The organism is Mucilaginibacter sp. UR6-1 (assembly GCF_020880975.1).
Taxonomy (GTDB): Bacteria; Bacteroidota; Bacteroidia; order Sphingobacteriales; family Sphingobacteriaceae; genus Mucilaginibacter.
In genome coordinates this window covers 703267-724544 of the sequence record NZ_JAJIWP010000001.1, presented here as the reverse complement: position 1 = coordinate 724544, position 21278 = coordinate 703267, and the positions used below count along the sequence as shown (strand labels likewise).

The 21278-nt window shown below is 44.2% G+C and carries 11 protein-coding genes; all 11 read right to left on the bottom strand.

Going from position 1 to position 21278, the window contains the following annotated elements:
• The gene (locus LJ707_RS03210; protein ID WP_228949291.1) at window positions 1-1704 is read right to left on the bottom strand and encodes a hypothetical protein; all 1704 of its coding nucleotides are present in this window, start codon (window positions 1702-1704) and stop codon (window positions 1-3) included.
• 97 nt (window positions 1705-1801) lie between these two features.
• The gene (locus tag LJ707_RS03205) at window positions 1802-2455 is read right to left on the bottom strand and encodes a response regulator transcription factor (RefSeq protein ID WP_228949290.1); all 654 of its coding nucleotides are present in this window, start codon (window positions 2453-2455) and stop codon (window positions 1802-1804) included.
• A 43-nt stretch (window positions 2456-2498) separates the two neighbouring features.
• Window positions 2499-5417: a sensor histidine kinase gene (locus LJ707_RS03200; protein ID WP_228949289.1), complete on the bottom strand. Its 2919-nt coding sequence runs from the start codon at window positions 5415-5417 to the stop codon at window positions 2499-2501.
• A 141-nt stretch (window positions 5418-5558) separates the two neighbouring features.
• A complete protein-coding gene (locus LJ707_RS03195) occupies window positions 5559-7895 on the bottom strand; it encodes a GH92 family glycosyl hydrolase (RefSeq protein WP_228949288.1) in 2337 nt (778 codons plus the stop codon).
• 6 nt (window positions 7896-7901) lie between these two features.
• Window positions 7902-9302, bottom strand: coding sequence for a sugar porter family MFS transporter (locus tag LJ707_RS03190; protein WP_228949287.1), 1401 nt, complete (start codon window positions 9300-9302; stop codon window positions 7902-7904).
• A 25-nt stretch (window positions 9303-9327) separates the two neighbouring features.
• Complete coding sequence (locus LJ707_RS03185; protein WP_228949286.1) at window positions 9328-11652, bottom strand: GH92 family glycosyl hydrolase; 2325 nt, start codon at window positions 11650-11652, stop codon at window positions 9328-9330.
• Between the two features lie 10 nt (window positions 11653-11662).
• A complete protein-coding gene (locus LJ707_RS03180; RefSeq protein WP_228949285.1) occupies window positions 11663-13465 on the bottom strand; it encodes a class I mannose-6-phosphate isomerase in 1803 nt (600 codons plus the stop codon).
• Window positions 13466-13633: 168 nt separating this feature from the next.
• A complete protein-coding gene (locus tag LJ707_RS03175; protein WP_228949284.1) occupies window positions 13634-14833 on the bottom strand; it encodes an acetate/propionate family kinase in 1200 nt (399 codons plus the stop codon).
• A gap of 24 nt (window positions 14834-14857) precedes the next feature.
• The gene (pta, locus tag LJ707_RS03170; protein WP_228949283.1) at window positions 14858-16951 is read right to left on the bottom strand and encodes a phosphate acetyltransferase; all 2094 of its coding nucleotides are present in this window, start codon (window positions 16949-16951) and stop codon (window positions 14858-14860) included.
• A gap of 223 nt (window positions 16952-17174) precedes the next feature.
• Complete coding sequence (locus tag LJ707_RS03165) at window positions 17175-19820, bottom strand: PQQ-dependent sugar dehydrogenase (protein ID WP_228949282.1); 2646 nt, start codon at window positions 19818-19820, stop codon at window positions 17175-17177.
• 91 nt (window positions 19821-19911) lie between these two features.
• Complete coding sequence (locus tag LJ707_RS03160; protein WP_228949281.1) at window positions 19912-21207, bottom strand: hypothetical protein; 1296 nt, start codon at window positions 21205-21207, stop codon at window positions 19912-19914.
• Window positions 21208-21278: the final 71 nt, after the last annotated feature.

Sequence of the window (21278 nt, the reverse complement as noted above, 5' to 3'; positions counted from 1 at the left end):
TTAAAAGTTGAATATGTAACTGATCTCGGTTCGGGATTCGGTAAAAGTAGCCAGTTGCTGGTTTGCCGTTGCGGGGCGGTTATTGGTTAAAAACCAGTTAAGCCTTGCCGTTTGGTTTTTGCGCACCTGGTAGCCTATGTTGGCGTTACTGTTGATGATAAGTGAGCGGCCCTGGTCGGTTATTCCCCGGGTGAACGATGCGTTAAGCCCTGTTTGCAGCTTGTTTTTTAGCATACTTTTGTTGCCGCCAAGGGTAAGGCCATAGTATTTATCAGACAGTAAAGCCCCTTTAAGGTTAGTATTGTTAAGGTTGATGAACAGGCTAAGCTGCTTTGCCGGAAGCGTTATGTTGTAATTAAGAAAATACTGTTTGGTGCTGATGTTACGGCTTATACCCTGATCAGAAAAATAGGTGTTATAGTCATTCAGATCATTAAAGGTAATTGCGGCTGTTATTACATGGCTTGCGCCAGGCGTAATTATAAAATACCGTGGCATAAAGCTCAGGTTACGGGTGGTTTGAACAATACGAAGTGAATCGGCAAAGCGGGCGGTTTGTGGCCTTTGGTTGCTTGAGAAGTTACTGTAAGACACATCTAAACCCAACGACTGTGTAAAATCCAGATACATATTGGCCGACCCGATAACCCGGCGGTTAGTTGCCTGCTTTTGCTGTTTCAGGTTATCGTGCTGAAAGCCGATGCTACCTGCAAAGCGTACTTTGTTTTGGAGAAGGGTAAAGCTTGGTGCCACCGTCCAGTCCTCAATGTCAGAATTAAAAAAGTATGCCCCCATTGATTTAAAATCCGGATCAATGCGGCGGTAATTTACCTTTAATCCATAACCTTTCTTTTTAAAGCCGATAGAACCCGCAAAAGCGGTATAAAACTCAGAAGTAGCATTAATGTTGGCGAAATTCTTTATACGTTTTAAAAATTCATTATCAAGCGAGTCGAGCGGTATTGGCGAATTCAGGTCGCGGGTATAAATACTTCCGGCACCGTCGCTCTCAATAAAAAAGTATTTTAAAAATGAAAATCTAAAGCGATAGCCCAAAACGGTATTCGCTTCGGGCGTTACAAATAGGCTATCGGGCACAATACCGTTAGGTGCCGAGGTGCTATCATCCTTGGCCTTCAGGAAACTCAACTCAAAAAAGTTGCGTTCGCTGCCATAGCCCAGCTTGGCTGCATACCCCTTGCGCGAGAATGAGAAAGGCACCAGCGCCTGTGTGGTGGTATCAATAGTGGTTGCCCTGTTAAGGCGGCCATACATAAAGCCCGCCCGCAGTTTACCAGGGTTAAGCTCAACGCCTGCCCCGAGCATGGTATGCCCGCCTAACGTGTATGGCGAATAGCTGATATTGCGGTAACCTGCATGCAAGGTGATCCATTTGTAAGTTGGGCTCATGCCAAACTGGTTAAAAGGCTGCCGAAAAGAGCGGTCGGACTCGCTTAGGCTGATGGTAAAAGGTATGGTAAACCCATATAAGCTTATAACCGGGCTGCCCGAAAACAGGTAAGTAAAAGGTGAGCGCCTTTCGGCAATACCACTTACAGAGTATGCAATGCCGCGGGCCTCTAAACTGCCTGATATGTTAAATGGTTTCTGACCTGAAATATTACCCAGATCCTGCGCATTAGCCATGCTGTAACACATGGCAAATACGATAACGCACCAAGAAACTTTGTAAAGAATTTTCATATAATGCAGTTAGGTAGTCCCTTTTATGGCAGGGCGTAAATGCATTATAAAGTAAGGGCGAATTTGAGGCTGTTAAAATCCCCCATTCGGGGGAAAATCAGATAACACGCTCCTGTATGGCCTTCGCAACCGCCTCAGACACACAGGTAACATGTAATTTTTCGTAGATCTTTTTGATGTGCGACTTCACGGTTTCAAAACCAATATGGCATTCGGAAGCTATCATTTTATAGCTCAGGCCGGCCACCAGTAATTTAAGTATCTCCTTTTCGCGCGGGCTTAGCTGGTAGTCTGGCGTATGGCGGGCGGCAAATAACTGGCGCATGGCATCCGTTTTAAACAAGGCCAATACCTTACGGGCGATAGATGGCGACATAGGGAAGCCCCCTCTTAAAATGTCTTTAACCGCATCGGCGATATTTTCTGCAGGTGCATTTTTCAGCATGTAGCCTGATGCACCGGCGCACAAGGCCGAAAATACCTTATCATCTTCGTCAAAAATGGTTTGTATAATAACCTTAACTTCCGGAAAGCGGCCCGCAATGGTACGTGTAGCCTCAATACCATCAACAGGTTGTATATTAATATCCATAAGCACCACATCAGGCTTAAAGTGGTTTATGCGTTCTGTAAGCATATCGGTATTTACAAAGCTGGCACATAGCAGCAGTTCATCCTCATCGGCCAAAAGCAGTTTATAGGCTTCAATAATGCTGGTATTATCTTCAAACAGGAGTATTTTTGATGGCATACGTAATGTTACTTAAAAAACCGGTTGCTCGTCAATCCCCCATTCAGGTGAGCGGACATTTAATTTTTATCTCAGTACCCTCGCCATTGGCTGAGCATATATCCAGCACGCCGCCTATCAGCTTAACACGGTCGCGCATGTTACGCAGGCCATTGCCGCAATTAGCATCATTTTTATTAAAGCCCTGCCCGTTATCTTTTATGCTTATGCTGAGTTTTGATGCCTCAACCCAAATGCGCATTATTATAGCATTGCCCCCGGCGTATTTAAGCGCGTTGTTTAATGATTCTTTGATAATGAGGTACAAATGCTTGCGGTGCTCCATACGCAATTTTTGAACCTGCAATGCATCCCGCATCTCAATAGAAAGCACAATACCCCTGGCGATACATAAGCTATTGAACTGATTTTGTATACGCTCAATTAACCGATCCAAACTATCGTTTGACGGGTTTACCGACCATATGATATCGCCCATCTGATCGATCATCTCTACAGATTGGTGACCTATTTTCTCCAATAAGTTTACCGACTCCTCAGCTTGGTTATTGATCAGTTTTTTTCGGGCTACCTCGGTCAATATTTTAATACTACTCAGCGTAGCGCCAACATCGTCATGCAGATCTCGCGATATGCGGTTACGTATCAGCATCACCTTTTGTATCTGGTTAATGCGGTAACGGTATATGCCATAAATTACCATAAAGAACACAGCCGCGCTTAAAACAAAAAACCAGGTGGTAAGCCAAAACGGCGGACGAATGATAAAATAAAATACTGCCGGTTTAACCGACCATTGCCCGTCGGCATCTCCGGCCTTTACCTGGAAAGCATAACGCCCCGGTTTTACCTGTGCAAAAATTACCGAGTTTTTTAATGATGGCGTGCTCCAGGCGGTATCATTACTACCCAGCAAACGAAATGAGTAAAGTCTTGACCGCTCTTTACGAAAACCCGGTGAAGCATACTCAAACGACAGGGTGTTATCAGTATAACTGAGCTTGATGCGTTTACTATCGGGGTAATTATATACCGTATCCGTATTGCCCGATACACGTACCATGTTAAGCAAAACATTAGGGCTGCCCGGCCTTTTAAGCTGGCGTGAATGGTATACTTTCACCAAACCATCAAACCCGCTGAGCCATACATTACCATCCGGCGATTCATATATGGAATATACCTCCTGCTGAAAATTATACAGCTTATAAAAATTTTGAATAACCGTATGCTTATTAGTGCTGCAAAGCTTATCTACCCCGGCATCGGTACCAACCCATATATTTTGATGGCTATCCTTATACATGCAGTATATAATGTTTGATGACAGGCCACTATTATAATCATACTTACCGGCCGGATTTAGTTTGCCATCACCTGTTACAGAGAATTTACTAATGCCATTTTTTAAAGTTCCTGCCCATAGTTCGCCTTTGCTGCTAAGCACCAAACTTTGAGCGTATGATGGCAGTACGGTTTTATACAATGGCTTAACATATAACTTGCCAACGCTGTCACGATAGCTGTAAACCTTTAACCCGGCCTGATGATCGGCTGTAAAAAGCAATTGTCGCTTTTTATCGATCAGCATAGCCCTTACATCGTCATTTACGGCAGGCAGATAGCTGAATTTTGTACCATATCCTGCTAATATTCCCTTGTTAGTCAAAAAGAACTTATTTCTATCACCCGGTACCGGCCGAGTAGCAGGATTAAAGGTTACGCCATCGGGCAAGGTATATATTACCTGTTCCTTTTTTAATGACAGATCAACCAAATGCAACTGGTTGGTATTGGTGAACATCAGTTTGCCCTGCATCGTGTCTGTAGACATGCAATCCTCTGTTGCTGTGAGCGTACTGAATTTAGTAATAGCCCGTTCATCCAATACAGATACCCCCATATTGGTGGCTATATAGGTTTTGTTATTCAGCGATATTGCCGAGCAGGTAATACTTGAAATAAGGCCATTTTTGCGGTTAAAAAAATCAAATACCGGGTTTGATACTTTGAATATCCCGGCATCTGTGCCTATCCATATATTATATTCCTTATCCTCATAAAGGCAAATCACCCTATCGTAAGCAAAACCGTTGAATTTATTGAATACGGCCAGCTTATTATCATGAAACTTATAAAGCCCCTCGTAAATAGTACCTATCCATAAGTTTTGGTAGCTATCAGTACGTACGGTGGTTATCACTTTGGTATCAAGCCCCGCTGCTTTAAGTTCGGCAGGTAAAGGTTTAAGTATTATTTTGCCTTTTGATGCCGCGCTTTTATCCATCAGTTTAAGGCCTTCGGGAGTGGCCAGCCAAATATCATTGCCATTACCGATCTCCATATCGTAAACTGTACCTATCGAAAGGCTGTCTACCACCTGATACTTTGAATTGAATATGATGATGGGCGTATTATCGCCACATGCCGCTATGAATTTATTGCCCAGCAACTCAAGGTCAAAAAAACGTTTACCGGGTAATAATGATTCAACAGCCCTGGGCCCACCCGGTAAAACCTCATATATGCCTTCGCGCGATGCAGCTAATAACTTACCCCATGGCGCCATCTGGAAATTGGCTAACGTGTGCTGATTTTTTGTATACAAGGGATGTATCCTGCCCTTATCATATTTAAAAATAGCTTTGTTATCGGTAGCAATAAGCATGCTGCCGTCGGCCATTTCGTAAACATCATTTATCCTCCCGATGTTTAGCGCGCCCGTTTTGCTGAAATTAACAAATTTGTAACCATCATAAATACTCAGGCCTGACCGGGTACCGAAGAAAAGCAAACCATCCCTGTTTTGCCTGATGACCCGCACATTTTGCGATATAAAATTATTATTGCTGCTTAGCTGATCTGCATTAAGGGTGTAAGCCGTGCCGTTTAAACTTTGGCTATAGGCGGCACCCAAACCGGAAAAAATACAAACCGCGGCCAAACATATACAGCGTATCATCAGCACCAAATTTTGGTACTGAATTTTACCAGGAGTTACAGCATGGCACGAATAAGGCGGCATATAATAATATATTACAACAGGTAAATGTACCTTTTTAATATACTATATTTCAAACAGATATAATTATTTAAGCTAATATTAATATTTATCAGTTGGTTGGGCTGACATTTTAAGTACCAACGTTCCTCCATTTTGAATAGCGGATAAAGGCAGGAACGGCTGGTGCAGTACTTTACCATTATAAATCATTTTTTTGATATAACCGGCTTTATAAGTATCAGGGGCTTTTATAACAAACTGCTTCCCTTTAAAGTATTCAGGATTTAGTTTTATGGTGACCCTATCAAACAGTGGGCTGCTGATACCAACAGTAGGATTGGCAGATGTAAAGCCCTTCACATCAAATAAGCCGATGCCTGCCATTACATACCATGCGCCGAGCTGTCCCTGGTCCTCATCCTGCCCGTAGCCATAGCCATGTATGCCATCGTTGCCATAAAACTCGTTACAAATGGCACGTACCCATTTTTGTGTTAAAGATGGGTTGCCCGAATAGTTAAACAACCACGACACATGCAAATTAGGCTGGTTACCCTGATTATATAAACCTTCGAGCCCGGCAAAGGCATCGAGCGTTTTGCCGCCGCCAAAGGCATTTTTTTGCGAGGTAATAAAGATGCTATCCAGGCGTGAGTTGAACTTTTGTTTACCCATCCTGGCAATCAGCCCCTGCGGATCATGCGGTACATAAAAGGTATATTGCCAGGCATTGCCTTCCTGAAAGCCGCGCCATACCTGGCCAGGCTTAAAGTTATCAATGAATTGTCCATTGGCCAGTTTAGGGTGTATGAGGTTTAGCGAAGGGTCATACAATTGCTGCCAGCCTTTTGATAATTGCATCAGTTTATCATGATCGGCTTGTTTACCGAGCAGTTTTGCCCATTGGCCAACTGCGTATGCGCTAAAAGAATACTCGAGCGTATGCGATGCCGAAAACTGCCAGGCCTCAGCGGGTTCATTACTCTTATCAATATGATCAACATAACCCTGCTTTACAAAACGGCCAACATCCGGTTTACCGGCACCACGTGGGCGGTCCTTTCCATCGAGTTCATTTTTCAGGGCGGCGGCGTATGCGGTATTTATGTCGAAATCTCGTATGCCGCTCATATATGCACCTGCAATGGCAAGGCTCACAAAATTGGTGCCCACGCCCGACACGTATTTGCTATTGGCTATACCATCAGCCAGCCAGCCCGAATCCTTGTAAATTAGCAATTGGCTCTTCACAAAATCTGAATAATACTCAGGGTAAACTATGGCCCAAAGTTGCGTAAGGTTCCAGAATGCGCCCCATATAGCATCAGTATTATAATGATTATGCAAGGGGCGTTTATCAGTGCCAAACGGTATTTGTCCAATAGTTCCATCGTTTTTTGGGTAAGCACCATTTACGTCACTTGCCAAGCCTCGTCCTAATAAAGCATGGTACAGGCCGGTATAAAATTTAACTTTATTCTCCCGGTTTGGGGTTTCCACTTCAATACGTTTCAGGTAGCTGTTCCATGTATCGTGTGCTTTTTTTCTGGCTTCGTCAAAGCTCATTGCAGCCGCTTCGGTTTGCAGATTTAAGCGCGCGTTTTGGATAGAGGTGTAAGATAGCCCGGCTTTTATAGTGATACTTTCATTTTGTTTGGTGTTAAAACTAAGGTATACACCGGCACCTTTACCTGTAGCTTCATTTTTATCCGCACTTACCTGCGCTCCGTTAAATATGCCGTGCGCATCGGGCCGTTTATCAACCACAGCCGAAAAGTACATTCTCACATCTGCCTCAGGTTGATATTTCAGCACGTATTGCGGCTGCGTTATTACATATCCCTCAATTCTTCCATCGGGTGTTATGTATACTTTAGCATCCTTTACTTCGCCGCTTTCACCCTGTTTGTTGCCAATGTTAAACAGTATATGCGATTGTTTGCCTGCCGGAAAGGTGTACCTGTGAAAGGCCACCCGGGGTGTTGAGGTAAGTTCGGCCTTAATACCGTAGTCTTTTAATATAACCGAATAATATCCTGCTGTGGCAAATTCATCCTTTCGGTCAAAGTTTGAGCGATAGCCTTCTTCAGGATGCTCCAATTTGCCCGGCATGGTTTGCAATTTTCCTGTTATAGGCGCAAATACTACTCCCCCAATCTGAAACTCGTGAAAGTTGGCAAAACCTTCGATAGATGTATGCCTGTAATCGTATCCAACAGCTTCCCAACCGCTGGCATTACCGTAGCTGCCATTGGTTGAGGGGGCGGGTTTAGCCATACCGAATGGGGATGCGCCGGGGGTAAAAAAGAACCACCGTGAATGGGCCGTACCTATAAGCGGATCAACATAACGGATAAGGTCTGTTTGTGCCGATGCTGATATAGATACAAAAAATAATAAAATTGCTAATAAATTGTATTTTAATGATTTATACATATTTAATTAATGAATAGGTATATGTTGATCAGATTGATTGTTAACCGGTGCTTCAACACCTTTTTGCTTCCAGTAATCTTCAATGTGCTCCAGCGAACGGCCCTTGGTTTCAGGCAATAACTTTAATACTGTAAAAAAAGCCACTACGCAAAAAAAGGCGAAGAACCAAAAGGTACCAGCGCTGCCTAACTGTTTAAGCAATATGGGTGTAAGCTGGCCAACAATGGTATCAGCCACCCACATGGTCATGATGCTGATAGCCAGCGCACGCCCTCTTATCGCGTTCGGGAATATTTCACTCGCAACCACAAACTTTAACGGCCCTATTGAAAACGCAAAACAGGCTAAAAAAGCTAATACACATAATAACAACCAAATGCTTGATGTAGCATCGTAATAAAAGCAAACACCGGTAGCAAACAAGGTTAAAGCGGCACCTGCTGTACCAAACAAATATAATGGCCTGCGCCCCCAGCTATCAACCTTCCAGATAGCTATGAGTGTAAAAAGCATATTAGCAGCGCCAAATATTACCTGGCTTATAAGCGAATTACTTAACGAGATACCGGCATTGCTTAAAATACTCGGCCCGTAATATATAATGGCGTTGATGCCGCTGAACTGTGAGAACAATGGCAGCAAAATACCGATCAATAAAGCCTTGCGCATACCGGGAGCAAATAGTTCGCGGTACGATGCGGCTTTTGCCGGAGGTACAGCTTGGACAGGTAAATTATCCTCTCCGGATATACTCTTTGTAAGATCTGCTACTTCCGCTTGCCGGCCTTTTTGCATCAGCCAGCGCGGACTTTCGGGCACAATGAACAATCCTGCTAAAAACAACAGCGCAGGTATAGCACCCAGGCCAAACATAGCCCGCCATATTTCGCCATACATCATACCCTCTGCAGATGCCTGCCCTGAGTAACTCACCAGGGCGGCATTGCTTAAATAGGCTGTAAGTATGCCCAGCGTAAGCGCGAATTGGTAAAAGGTAACTAAACGGCCACGGATGTTTGCGGGCGCGATCTCAGATATGTACAACGGTACAACGTTAGACGCTATACCGATACCGATACCACCCAATAATCGTGAAGCTATCACCCAAAATAAGTTAGGCATTAAAGCGCAACCCGCCGCGGATAGAAGGAATAAAACAGCCGACAATAATAAAGGCTTACAGCGGCCAAACCGGTCGCTCAACTCGCCTGACATGGCCACACCTATGATACAGCCCACTAAAGCTGATGATACGAACCATCCCTCCTGCGCGGCATCAAGACTAAACTGTTTTTGGATTAATGGTAATACGCCCGATATCACGGCCATATCAAACCCGAAAAGAAAGCCTCCTAATGATGCTACAACAGTAATGGTGGCAAGGCTTATGGTTTTACCTTTGCTCATAATTGGTTTATTTGGTTAGTTAAATTTATTTGACAGCCGACATTGACGGCGGCGCATCAGTAATTTTGCTGCCCCATTGCATGTTTGGTTTGGGGCCCATCACCAAAACCAGTTTGCCGCCCTTTACCAAATCTTCGTGATAGAACCAGGGCTTGTTCAATGGTTTACCATTTAATATGGCCGACTGCACATATCGGTTTTCATTTGATGTGTACTGCGCCTCGATAGTGAATGAGCCCCCTTTATAATACTTAGGATCGAGCGTTATGGTAACCTTATCAAACAGCGGGCTGCCAATTTCATAAAATGGCTTTACAGATGCGCCGCCATCGGTTTCAAACAAACCCATGGCTGCCATTACAAACCAGGCCCCCATCTGTCCCTCGTCTTCATCGTCAAGCCAACCCCGGTACGGTGTTGAGCCATAATATTTATCCATTATTTCGCGCGTCCACTTTTGGGTTAGCCACGGTTTGCCCGAGTAATTAAATAACCAGGCAGCCTGCATATTAGGCTGGTTGCCGTGGTTAATCGGCACAAGGTCGTAAAGGTCGCCATCAGCATTAAAGCTGTATTTTGCTGATTTTTCAAAACCTTCGTTCAAACGGTTGTTAAACTCGTCCCTGCCCATCAGGTTAAGTATGCCCTGAACATCATGCGGATTAAAAAAACTGTACTGCCAGGCATTGCCCTCCAGGTAACCCGATCCGTTAAAACTGGTACAACAATACGGGCTCCAATCCTTCACCCAACTGCCATCGCGGTTTTTCATGCGGATGTATTTCACCTGCGGGTCCCAAACATTCTTATAATTATCAGCCCGTTTGATAAATGTTTTGTACTCTTTGTTCTTACCTAAAGCCTTTGCCAGTTGCGAAACGCACCAATCATCATAGGCATACTCCAGGGTGTTTGATACCTGTCCCTCCTCATTAGGCACATAACCCAGCTTGAGGTATGACTCGTAGAATTTATTACCAGCGAAACCACCCTCAGGTGTGGTTACGCCCGGTGTGGTTTGCTGGTGCAGCATGGCTTTGAACGCCAGTTGCGCATCAAAATCACGAATGCCCTTTTGGTATGAGCTTACAATGAGTGATATTTCATGCGAGGCTTCCATAATGCCCGAATACTCAATTCCGGCAGGGCCTTTAGGTAACCATCCGCCTGATTTATATATTTCTAAAAATGATTTTGACCAGTTGCTGGCCACATCAGGATTAACTAATGTCCACAACTGGTTAAGGTTCCAAAAGGTATTCCAGAACGCGTCTGAGCCTAATATTGGTGATTTAGGATCAACCTGCCTGACTACCTCATTAGGGTCAACGTATTTTCCGTTTACATCGCTCCAGGTGGTACGTGCCACATATGAACGGTATAAATTGGTATAGAATTTCTTTTTATTGATCTCATCCCTGCTTTCAACCTTTATTTTGCTGAGCAGGTTGTTCCATACATTACGGGCATTGTTGTGTACAGCATCAAAATCCCATTTAAATGGGTTCATTTCCGTAGTTAGGTTAAGCCTTGCCTGGTCAACACTAACAAGAGATATGGCAGTTTGCATCTGGATCACCTCGCCCTTTGCCGTTCTGAAATCGGCGAATGCGCCAACCTGTCCTTTACCTGCTATATCTTTAACATCCTTTGTTATTTTGTTATTTACCCAGCCACCAAAACCCTTAACAGGCTTGTTAAAACGTATTACAAAATGAACGGTGTACTCATTCCAATCCGACCGCTGTTTGGAGTAACCTTCAATCTCGGTATCGCTTACCTGTTTAAATTTAGCATCCAAAATTTGCGCGGTGTTCTCAAAAGGTATATCTAAGTTAAAAAGTATGTGCGCGTCCTCTTCTTCAGGAAAGGTAAACCTGAAATAGCCTGCACGGGTAGTGCTGGTCAGCTCGGTAGTGATGTTTCCGTTCATCAGCTTTACCGTGTAATAACCCGGACTGGCTTTCTCGGTTTCTTTATATACCCGTGAGCGGTAGCCGGTAGTCCACCCTGTAGTGGGTCCGTCTGCCGGGCCACGTCGAACATTTAACACTCCAACTGTGGGCATAACGGATAAGCCCGCCATCGTCCACGAGTGGATATGGCTAAAGCCGCCTACGTTATTCAGCGAATATTCATAGCCCGATTTCCAAACCCCTTCCTGATTGTCCGGACTTAGCTGTACCATACCAAATGGCATGGTAGCACCCGGGTTCAGCATCCAGCGCGATTCGGAGGTGCCCAGCAGCGGGTCGGCATAATCAACCGGTTGCTTTTGCTGCGCTTTAAGCGGCAGGCTAAACAAACATATCCCGGCTGCAACAAATGTTTTTTTCAGGGATGAGATCATAACAGGTTTATTAATTGTTTATCGGTTTCAGGAAAGCTTTTATCACTTTGGCACGCCCCAATCCGGCATTAGTCAACGTATATGTTTTTGCGGCAGCCGGTATCACAAATGTTTCGGCGTATTGAAAAGTAATAGCTTCATTACCCTTTGTTTTAACAATCACCGATGTACCTTCAACCAGCATCAATACATGGCATGAGCCATTTGTTTCAACATCGATACTTGTATCAAACTCCAACCGGTGCACATCATAAAAATGGTCAGCATGGGTAGGCAGGTGTACCAGTTGCCAATTATTACCCTGTTCTGTTACGCTTGGTTTAGATAGCAGTTCAGCCTGCACCCTATCGCCTTTACGCTCAAAATTTAAGTTGTTAAAGGCGTGTTCAATATTAATGGCACGAGGCTGGCCATTCAGGTCAAGCCTAAGCCAGTCGTACATTTTAAAGGTAAATATATAAGGCGTGGCACTAATTTCAAGCACCAGGTTACCGGCTCCGGCGCTGTGTACCGTTCCGTTAGGAATCAGGAACAGATCGTGCTTGTTGGCTTTGTGTAGTTGTACATAGTTAGTTATGTTCACTTCCCTATTGTACTGCTGACTATCTTCAAGTTCTTTTCTGAATGTGGCCGGATCAATATCATCCTGAAAGCCGAGATATACGCCTGCATCAGCTTCGCAATCTAAAATATAATAGGTTTCATCCTGCGTAATATGCTCACCAAAGTTTTGCTGAATATAAGGTACTGACGGATGACATTGGATGGACAAATTACCGCCGCGCCAGGTATCTAAAAAATCAAACCTTATCGGGAATTCATCACCGAATTTTTCAGCAAAGTCACCTAAAACCGCATAGCGTTCCGCAAACATTAATAAGTCAAATGATACTTCAAGCAGGTTTCCATCGCTTTCAAACACCAATCCGTTTTCGGGCACTATCAGCTCAAACGACCATGCGTAATTTACCTCATCCTGGTTTAGCCCGGCAATACGCTCCTTCATCCAATGGCCGCCCCAAGCACCCGGTTCAAACCATGGCCTAACACGAAACACATTGTTACTGAGATGATGCAACGCGGTTTTCAGATCATTACCGTACATCCAGTTTACGGTATCATTCCATTGCGCGTCAGCTACTATATCAATATCATTTAAAAGCTGTTTTTTATATTGATTGAAAACAACCCAGTCCACAAAGTAAAATCGCTTATACATTTCAGCAGGGCTTGTAGCAGCATTCGCCCCCAAATTATTAACAGCGCCGGTACGCATGCGTAATTGTAACTCGTTTTTAGGCAGATCAAAATATACAATACCGGCGCCGTATGCGGCTTGCGCAGCCATCGTACCTATAATAACAGTTATATCAGTGTCTTTGGATTTATTGAAAGCACCAGGCAGATCATAAAAATCGCTTAAAATGAGGCTGGCTTTGGTACCCCATACCGAACCGGGACTGCTTAAATATGGCGCTACCATTTGTTGTACCTGCTCCACCGGTTTTAAATAGTCTGACATTTTTATCCAGGTTACTGTTACCCCAAGCAAATCAAATTCATGCTGCAAATAGCCTTGTACATCATCCCAAAACACACCAGCATAGCCATCCAAAGCCACAAATTTATGACCGGTCATCCACCGGACAAGCGAATTATAGCCACTTAATATTTTGCCTTCGCCAACATTATGAAATGGGTATATATCATAACCATCAGGTTTATTACCCGCTTTAGCCGGCATTAATGGCTGTAAGCCTGAACGCCATTGTATTGGTTTATCAGTTGAAGATGTATTTTCGGTCAAGTTCATAAGCAGATTAATCATGCCTTGTGGAAAGACATACGTATATGTTTATATGTACAAACATAATAACATAAATGTATTAAACAAATACTGATGAATATTTTACATCGACATTTTATAAACAACAAAGGCCATGATATTTATCATGGCCTTTGAATTATTACAATGCTTAATTTAATTATTCAATAACACTTTACATTGCTGCGCTATCTCAAGCTCCTCGTTAGTTGGTATAACCAGCACCTTTACCCTTGATGCCGGGGTATTTACTTCGCGCAAGCCGGGTTTACGCCGTGTGTTCTCTTCAACATTTAAATCAATACCCAGGAAATCCATTTCACGGCAAGCCATTTCACGTACCAGTGCATCGTTCTCGCCAACGCCTGCTGTAAATACAATAGCATCCAGTCCGTTCATGGCAGCACTATAAGCACCTATAAATTTGCGGATGCGATAGGCATACATCTCGTAGGCTAATGAGGCGGCATAGCTGCCTTCGTTTATCAGTTTTGTAATGTCGCGCATGTCGCTGTAACCGGTAAGCCCGTACATACCGCTTTTTTTGTTAAGCAGCGCTGTGAGCTCGGCGGCATCATAACCTTGCTGCTCTATAAGGTATAATAATACCGAAGCATCAATATTGCCGCTGCGGGTACCCATTATAAGGCCATCAAGCGGGGTTAAACCCATGCTGGTATCAATACATTTGCCCGCGTTAACAGCCGCCATGCTGCAGCCATTACCAAGGTGTATAGTGATTATTTTAGCATCAGGTTTTTGCAGATACTCAATTGCCTTGCCCGATACATATTTGTGGCTGATACCATGAAAGCCATATACACGGATGCCATAGTCTTTATAAAAATTTTCAGGTATGGCGTACCGGTATGCTTTTTCGGGCATAGTTTGATGGAATGCCGTATCAAACACTGCCACTTGTGTAGCTTTTTTAAAGATGCTTTGCGCTACTTCAATACCTTTTATATGGCCGGGATTATGCAGCGGCGCAAGCGGATATAGCTGTTTAAGCTTATCTTTTACCTCTTCGGTAATAACAGTAGTTTCGGTAAGGGTTTCGCCGCCATGCACTATACGATGTCCCACTACGTGAATATCATCCGGATTATGGACTACAGCGATACCAGGCTGTACCAATAACTTTTCAACCTCGAACATACCGGCCTCGTGATCAGGTATGCTGAGTTCAAGTTTGGTTACTTTTTCTTCACCATTAATAAATACAGTATGTTTTATCAGCGAGTCGGCAAGGCCTATCCTTTCAACCAAACCGCTGCATACCGGGTCGACTGATTCGCTGTGAAATAACTGATATTTTATTGAGCTGCTGCCCGAGTTAATTACAAATATATTCATGTATAAAATTAGTATTGTTTACGCCTACGCGTTTTGGCTTTGTATAGCCGTAATAATCACGGTATTGAAAACATCGTCAACAGTACAACCGCGGCTCAAATCGTTAACCGGTTTATTCAAACCCTGCAACATAGGGCCGATAGCCAGTGCGCCTGTTTCACGCTGCACGGCTTTGTAAGTATTGTTGCCGGTATTAAGGTCAGGAAATATAAGTACGCTGGCCTGCCCTGCTACTTCAGATCCCGGTAGCTTTTGCTGGCCTACAACCGGGTCAACCGCGGCATCATACTGTATCGGGCCTTCTACCTTTAGGTCAGGGCGTTGCTGCCTTACCAGTTCGGTAGCGCGGCGCACCTTCTCTACATCCTCACCCGCACCTGATGTACCAGACGAGTATGACAACATGGCTATACGCGGCTCAATACCAAAACGCATACTGTTATCGGCTGATGAAATAGCTATCTGTGCCAGTTCCTCGGCTGTCGGGTTTGGGTTAACGGCGCAATCACCAAATACAGATACCCTATCCTCCAAACACATAAAAAAGATGGATGACACCGTTGATATACCGGGCTTGGTTTTAATAAACTGCAATGCCGGGCGTATGGTGTGCTGCGTAGTGTGCACCGCGCCTGATACCATCCCATCAGCATGGCCTTTGTAAACCATCATGGTACCGAAGTAAGATACATCGGTCATTAAGTCGCGGGCCATTTCCATGGTCAGGTTTTTGCTTTTACGCAACTCGTATAGTGTTTCTACATAATCCTCATAGTGGCCGGAGTTTGCAGGGTCGATAATGGTGATGTCGTTTATGTCCAGGTCGATTCCTAAACGCTTAATAGAAGCCGCGATTTCTGTTGGGTTACCCAGCAGTGTTAGCTTAACCAGTTGCTGCGCGATAAGCCTGCCCGCAGCTAATATGATGCGGTCATCATTACCCTCGGGTAACACAATGTTCTTGATCTCCTTTTTAGCCCATTTGCTCAGTTGATACTGGAACATGTGCGGTGTCATGGCATCAGAATGGTAAGTTACCATCTTTTCATCCAGGGCGTTGGTATCAACACAACGGTTAAATGTATCAATGGCCAATTGTATCTTCTTGGTATTATCGGGCGTTATACGTGCCTTTACTGATGCTATTTTGTTGGTTGTTTCAAAGGTGCCGCCGTTAACCGCTATAATGGGTACTACGTTTTGCAAACCTTCTATCAGGCGCATAACGGGTTCTTCGGGCACTACACCGGCTGTAAGTACAATACCTGCAACACGCGGGTAGCTTGATGATAAATTGGCTTGCAATGAGCTGATTATAATATCGCCCCTGTCGCCTGGGGTAACTATGAGCACATTATCCTTTAAAAAGCTTAAAAAGCTGGGAACCTGCATTGCCCCGGTAACAAAGTTATCAACCTGGTTGGTAAGGTGCTCTCCGCCAAATAATACGCGGCCATCCAGATGCCCGAATATATCGCTTACCGTAGGGTTTTGCAGCGCTTTATCGGCAGATATTACCGCGCTGATCACGCCTTTGGGCAGTTGTGACGCGAGTAACTTCCGAACATCATCAGCATGATTCGGCTGTACCTTGTTAGCTACCAATGCCAGTACCTGTATCTCGCGCGACTGGTAGGCATGAAACAGGTTCAAACCATCCTGTATGATCTCGGATATTGACTTTCCATCGCCTGAAACTACCAATACCACCGGTGCATTCAGGTTACGGGCAATTAGCATGTTGCTTTCAAAATCAAAGCCTGTGCCCTGCCCCGTAAAGTCGCTACCCTCAATTACCGTAAAGTCGTAATTCTCCTCTATCTTTTTAAAGCGGGTAATAATGGTATCGATCATTTCACCCTGGCTTTGCTCATTTAAAAGCTGCAATGCTTCGGCGCGGGTAAAGGCGTAAGTATCCTCAAAGGCCAGCGGCAACTGAAAATGCGACAGGATGGTTTGAATGTGTATGTCCTTAAACTCTGCGGGGTCGGTATTGATGATAGGCTTAAAGTAACCTATCCTTTGCGCCTTGCCCAATAGCATGTCAACTATGCCGAGGGTTATAACAGACTTGCCGCTGTATGGTTCGGCTGATGCGATGAATATAGTTTTTGTCAACGTCGATAAATTTTAGAGGCATTGCAAATATAGCCAAAAAAGCATGTTTAAATGCCAAAACGATTGATCGCGGCTATTTTTGAATCCTTTGTTTAATCTTTAAAACATAACGTTAAACCTATAAACACAGTACTTTGTTCGATCATTAAAACATTATCAGCCAAAAACAAACAAGCCGTTCTGAATTGATCCGAACGGCTTGTTCAATATGTATCATTAAAAATTAGTCACTAAATAATATCGATTTTACAAGCCCACCCTTTGCACCAAATACAAAGTAAATGTCCTGTTTGCCCAAAGCGGTTATGTTAGCCTGGCCGTTACTTGTTTCGCCAATTACTTTACCTGCCGGGCTGCCGCTATGTATTGTAAAGCTGTTTATATTTTCCCCTTGAAGCTTTATGCTTTTTATACCCGTAAGGTCAATATTTTTTAATTGTATGTAAGCCTGCGCAGTGGTTATTTTAGCTGTTGATGCAGCCCTGTCAACCTCTATACCCTTAAAACCATCGGCGTTAGCCACAGGCACCATCGGGTTAAGCAGTACAATAATACTCTCACCCGTTTGCTGCGCTGCTGCTTTGGTTCCCTTATCACGGTAAGCAGCACGGAATATAAAACTCCCTTTATTGGTTTGTTCCGGCTGCTCATTAGTTACATAAGTGCCTGTTACCGGTAAATTTTTAGGCGCTACCTTTTTTTCGCTCAGGCTTAGTACATATTTCACTATGGCATTAACCTGCGCTTCGGGCATTGAGCTATGTGCCGGCATCATGGCATCGCCCCAAACACCTGAGCCACCCGCTATAACTTTTTTGGTGAGGCGGTCTTCAGCACCTTTATCACCCTTGTATTTTATTGCAACCTGCGTGAATGACGGGCCTAATGATTTGGCATCAACCGCATGGCATGCATAACAATCGCTCTTTTTTAGCAGCGTTTTAGCTGTGGCGAATTGTGCCGAGGCATCAAAATTATTTTGTTTTTGGGCGATGGCGGTCATGTCAAACCCTTCAGACAAATAATTGATTGATACAGATACCTGTGATGGCTGTATGCGTTTATTGGCCAAACTACCGTCCTCCTTATCATTCACCGTAACCTTATAGGCAACAGTTTTTCCCGGAAAGAAGAAGCTTGAATTGCCCTTAGTAAACAAAAACTTAACATTAGGCACCGCATTACCTGCAGACAGATCAATGCTTTTGCTGTTGCTTGCGCCTTTGCTGTCGCTAACTGTTAATGAGGCTTTGTATTTTCCCGGTTTAGCTAAAACAATTTGAGGGTTAGCTTCGGTGCTTATTTTTACCAGAATGCCATTGCGCGTTACATTCCACTTGTAACTTAATCTATCGCCATCAGCATCGGTTGTGCCTTTTGATGACAGCCTTACCATAAATGGCACAGCACCTGCCGTATTATCAGCCGATGCCTGAACGGCAGGTTTACGGTTACCACCATTGTATTCTATCTTGATCAATTCGGCTTCCGGGTTATCCTTAAAATAACCGTTACCGTATTCAAGTACATACAGGCTGCCGTCAGGGCCGAATTTCATATCGATAGGTCCGCGAAGGGTTAAGTCAGGCAGAAAACGCTCCATTGAGGTATAGTTGCCATTATCATCCAGCGTAACAGCTAAAATCCAACCACGCACCCAATCCGTTATCAGCCATTTACCCTCATAATATGCAGGAAACTGGTATTTAGCGTTTTTAAAATCAGCAGCGTGGAATATTGGGCCGCCTACCGCGCTACGGCCACCGCTACCCATTTCAGGAAATCTATCGCTGGCGGCATAAGGATACCATATTAGCGGATTAACGGTTGGGGGCAGCACTTTCAAGCCGGTGTTGTTAGGCGAATTGTTAACAGGCTTAGCCGGATCCCACCACTCACCCGACTTTTTTGTGGCGAAATCATAATAACGATAGGCCTCGGTACCATTAAAGTAAGGCCAGCCAAAATTACCCGCTTTTTTAGCTACGTTAAATTCATCATATGAACGCGGTCCGCGAAGCTCTGAGCCGTTAGAGCCATCGGGCCCCACCTCACCCCAGTATAACCAGCCGGTCTTGCTGTCAATGGTTAACCGCCACGGGTTACGGTTACCCATGGTGTATATTTCGGGGCGGGTTTGCGCTGTGCCTTTGGCAAACAGGTTCCCTTCGGGTATGGTGTAGCTGCCATCCTGTTCAGGATGTATACGGAGTATTTTTCCGCGGAGATCATTTGTGTTTGATGATGATTTCTGCGCATCGCGCGGAGCTTCGCCCGGTTGCTCATCAATCGGCGTAAACCCGTCAGACGAGCGGGAAAAGGTATTATCACCAGTACTCAGGTAAAGATTTCTGTCTTTATCAAACAGCATACCACCGCCCACATGGCAGCATTCTTCACGCTGTACTTTAACATCCAGTATTTTTTTTTCGGTAGCCCTGTTTAATTTACCTCCTGCCCATACAAAGCGCGACAAGCGGTTAACCACTGCATCCGTAGCCGAATAGTATATATATACCCAATGGTTCTTTTCATATTCCGGATCAAGAATGATACCCTGCAAGCCATCCTCGCCCTCACTATGCTCGCCGGTTTTACTCACATATTCGGTACTAACGGGTATCTCGCCTATCAGCTCCATTTTTCGGGTGGCATTATTATACAGCTTGATCTTTCCCTTGCGTTCCACATAAAGCACACTGCCATCCTTCAAAACCTGGAATTGCATAGGTTCTTCAAGCTTAGGCTGTAATATTACTTTGGTAAAACGGTTATCATCGGGCTTAGCGATATTTTGTGCCCGTGCATTTCCGCATAAAACAGCTACACTTCCTAAAAAATAAATTAGGGTTTGTTTCAAATTGGTCATGTACAATGATAATAAATCAGGCCAGTTTTAATGCTTTTTTGCCTGATTTTTATCATAATACGTCAAAATACTTTAAGTGGTACCGATGTAATTATTTTGTTTGTACCGCCCAGCTTTTAAGTAAGCTTATCGCCTCAAACAATACCCCGGCCTCGCCTCTGAAATCTCCCGAGCCCTTTGGCTCGCCGGTTTGTACATTGTACCATTCATAAAACCCCTTAAACTTTAATGTACGGTTAAGCATTGGTTCAAGCATACTATATGCCTCCATAGACATGTTATAAGGCAACAAGGCTTCAACAATACGCCCGCCAAACCATGTCCAGTCGCCACCGTTTTGATAATTATACGGGTGCATATTCGGAAACTCGGTTGCCGGATACGGCGGATATACGGTAATGCCTATGGTAGCAAATTTTTCCTTTTTCGCGGCTGCCTGCATCTGTTTCAATATCGTCCTCACCTCTGCGGATGTATTAAACCCGGCAATAATGGCGCAAACAGAACCACCTGTATACAAAATGGCATCTTCATTAAAGCCCGGCTTAAACGGACTCCCATTTAAATAGATATGCGGTTTGTATTTACCTTTTGATGCCAGCCAAAGATGTTTGCGCACCTGTGTTTTTAGCGCAGTGGCAATTGCGTTCCAGTTACGCATGGTTTTGTAATGCTGTGGTTTAACGGCTATCAGATCGTGCAGGGCAATGGCAAACATGGCATTGTCATAAATATCAACCGCCCATTTGGTTTTGTTGTTGATGGCCACCCCCCATCCGCTCTCGGGCTGTACATCACCCCAATCAATTGTTGTTGCACCCTTAACCAAACCATACTTAGCCGACCACCGCTCATTCAAAACATACATCATGGCATCTTCCATACGGCGCATTACGCTTTTGCCGTCAATCACCTTATCAAGTATCGAGCGATCGCCGGTAACTTCAATATACTTACGTACGGCTTGTATAAGTGATGATTCCTGATCGGTTTCAACCGTGTTTTTATGCGCCGCCCAGGCAGGCAGTAGTTTAGAGTAACGATAGTTGTAACCCACATGCGCCTTAGCGGTATCAACCAAACCATCCACAATGTTACCATCATCCCCCTGAATTTTAAAGAACATAAGCAGCATATTTTTCACCGTTTCAGGCGGATGCACTTTTAGCGAACCCTTGATAAATGTATTCAGATCACGTATCCAAACCTCGTTATATGAGGTACCTGCCGAAAACCCATTTAACAAATTAAGGGCACGTTGCTGTATGGTATCAAGCCGCTTATCATTCAGTATTTTTGCGGCCAGTTGTTTGTTTTGCACCTGCTGAGCAATTGCATCAATTTGTGCGGCGAATACCAAACATACCAAAACAAGGATTTTTTTCATCAGCATAAAATATTAAGATTGGTTTACTTATGTACAAACATAATAACATATATTTATTTACAATTGCCGTT

Bases quoted from the DNA above. Each gene is read 5' to 3' on its own strand.
- LJ707_RS03200 (WP_228949289.1), bottom strand. From the start codon at position 5,417: ATGATACGCTGTATATGTTTGGCCGCGGTTTGTATTTTTTCCGGTTTG.
- LJ707_RS03190 (WP_228949287.1), bottom strand. From the start codon at position 9,302: ATGAGCAAAGGTAAAACCATAAGCCTTGCCACCATTACTGTTGTAGCA.
- LJ707_RS03180 (WP_228949285.1), bottom strand. From the start codon at position 13,465: ATGAACTTGACCGAAAATACATCTTCAACTGATAAACCAATACAATGG.
- LJ707_RS03165 (WP_228949282.1), bottom strand. From the start codon at position 19,820: ATGACCAATTTGAAACAAACCCTAATTTATTTTTTAGGAAGTGTAGCT.
- LJ707_RS03160 (WP_228949281.1), bottom strand. From the start codon at position 21,207: ATGAAAAAAATCCTTGTTTTGGTATGTTTGGTATTCGCCGCACAAATT.
- LJ707_RS03210 (WP_228949291.1), bottom strand. From the start codon at position 1,704: ATGAAAATTCTTTACAAAGTTTCTTGGTGCGTTATCGTATTTGCCATG.
- LJ707_RS03185 (WP_228949286.1), bottom strand. From the start codon at position 11,652: ATGATCTCATCCCTGAAAAAAACATTTGTTGCAGCCGGGATATGTTTG.
- LJ707_RS03175 (WP_228949284.1), bottom strand. From the start codon at position 14,833: ATGAATATATTTGTAATTAACTCGGGCAGCAGCTCAATAAAATATCAG.
- LJ707_RS03195 (WP_228949288.1), bottom strand. From the start codon at position 7,895: ATGTATAAATCATTAAAATACAATTTATTAGCAATTTTATTATTTTTT.
- LJ707_RS03205 (WP_228949290.1), bottom strand. From the start codon at position 2,455: ATGCCATCAAAAATACTCCTGTTTGAAGATAATACCAGCATTATTGAA.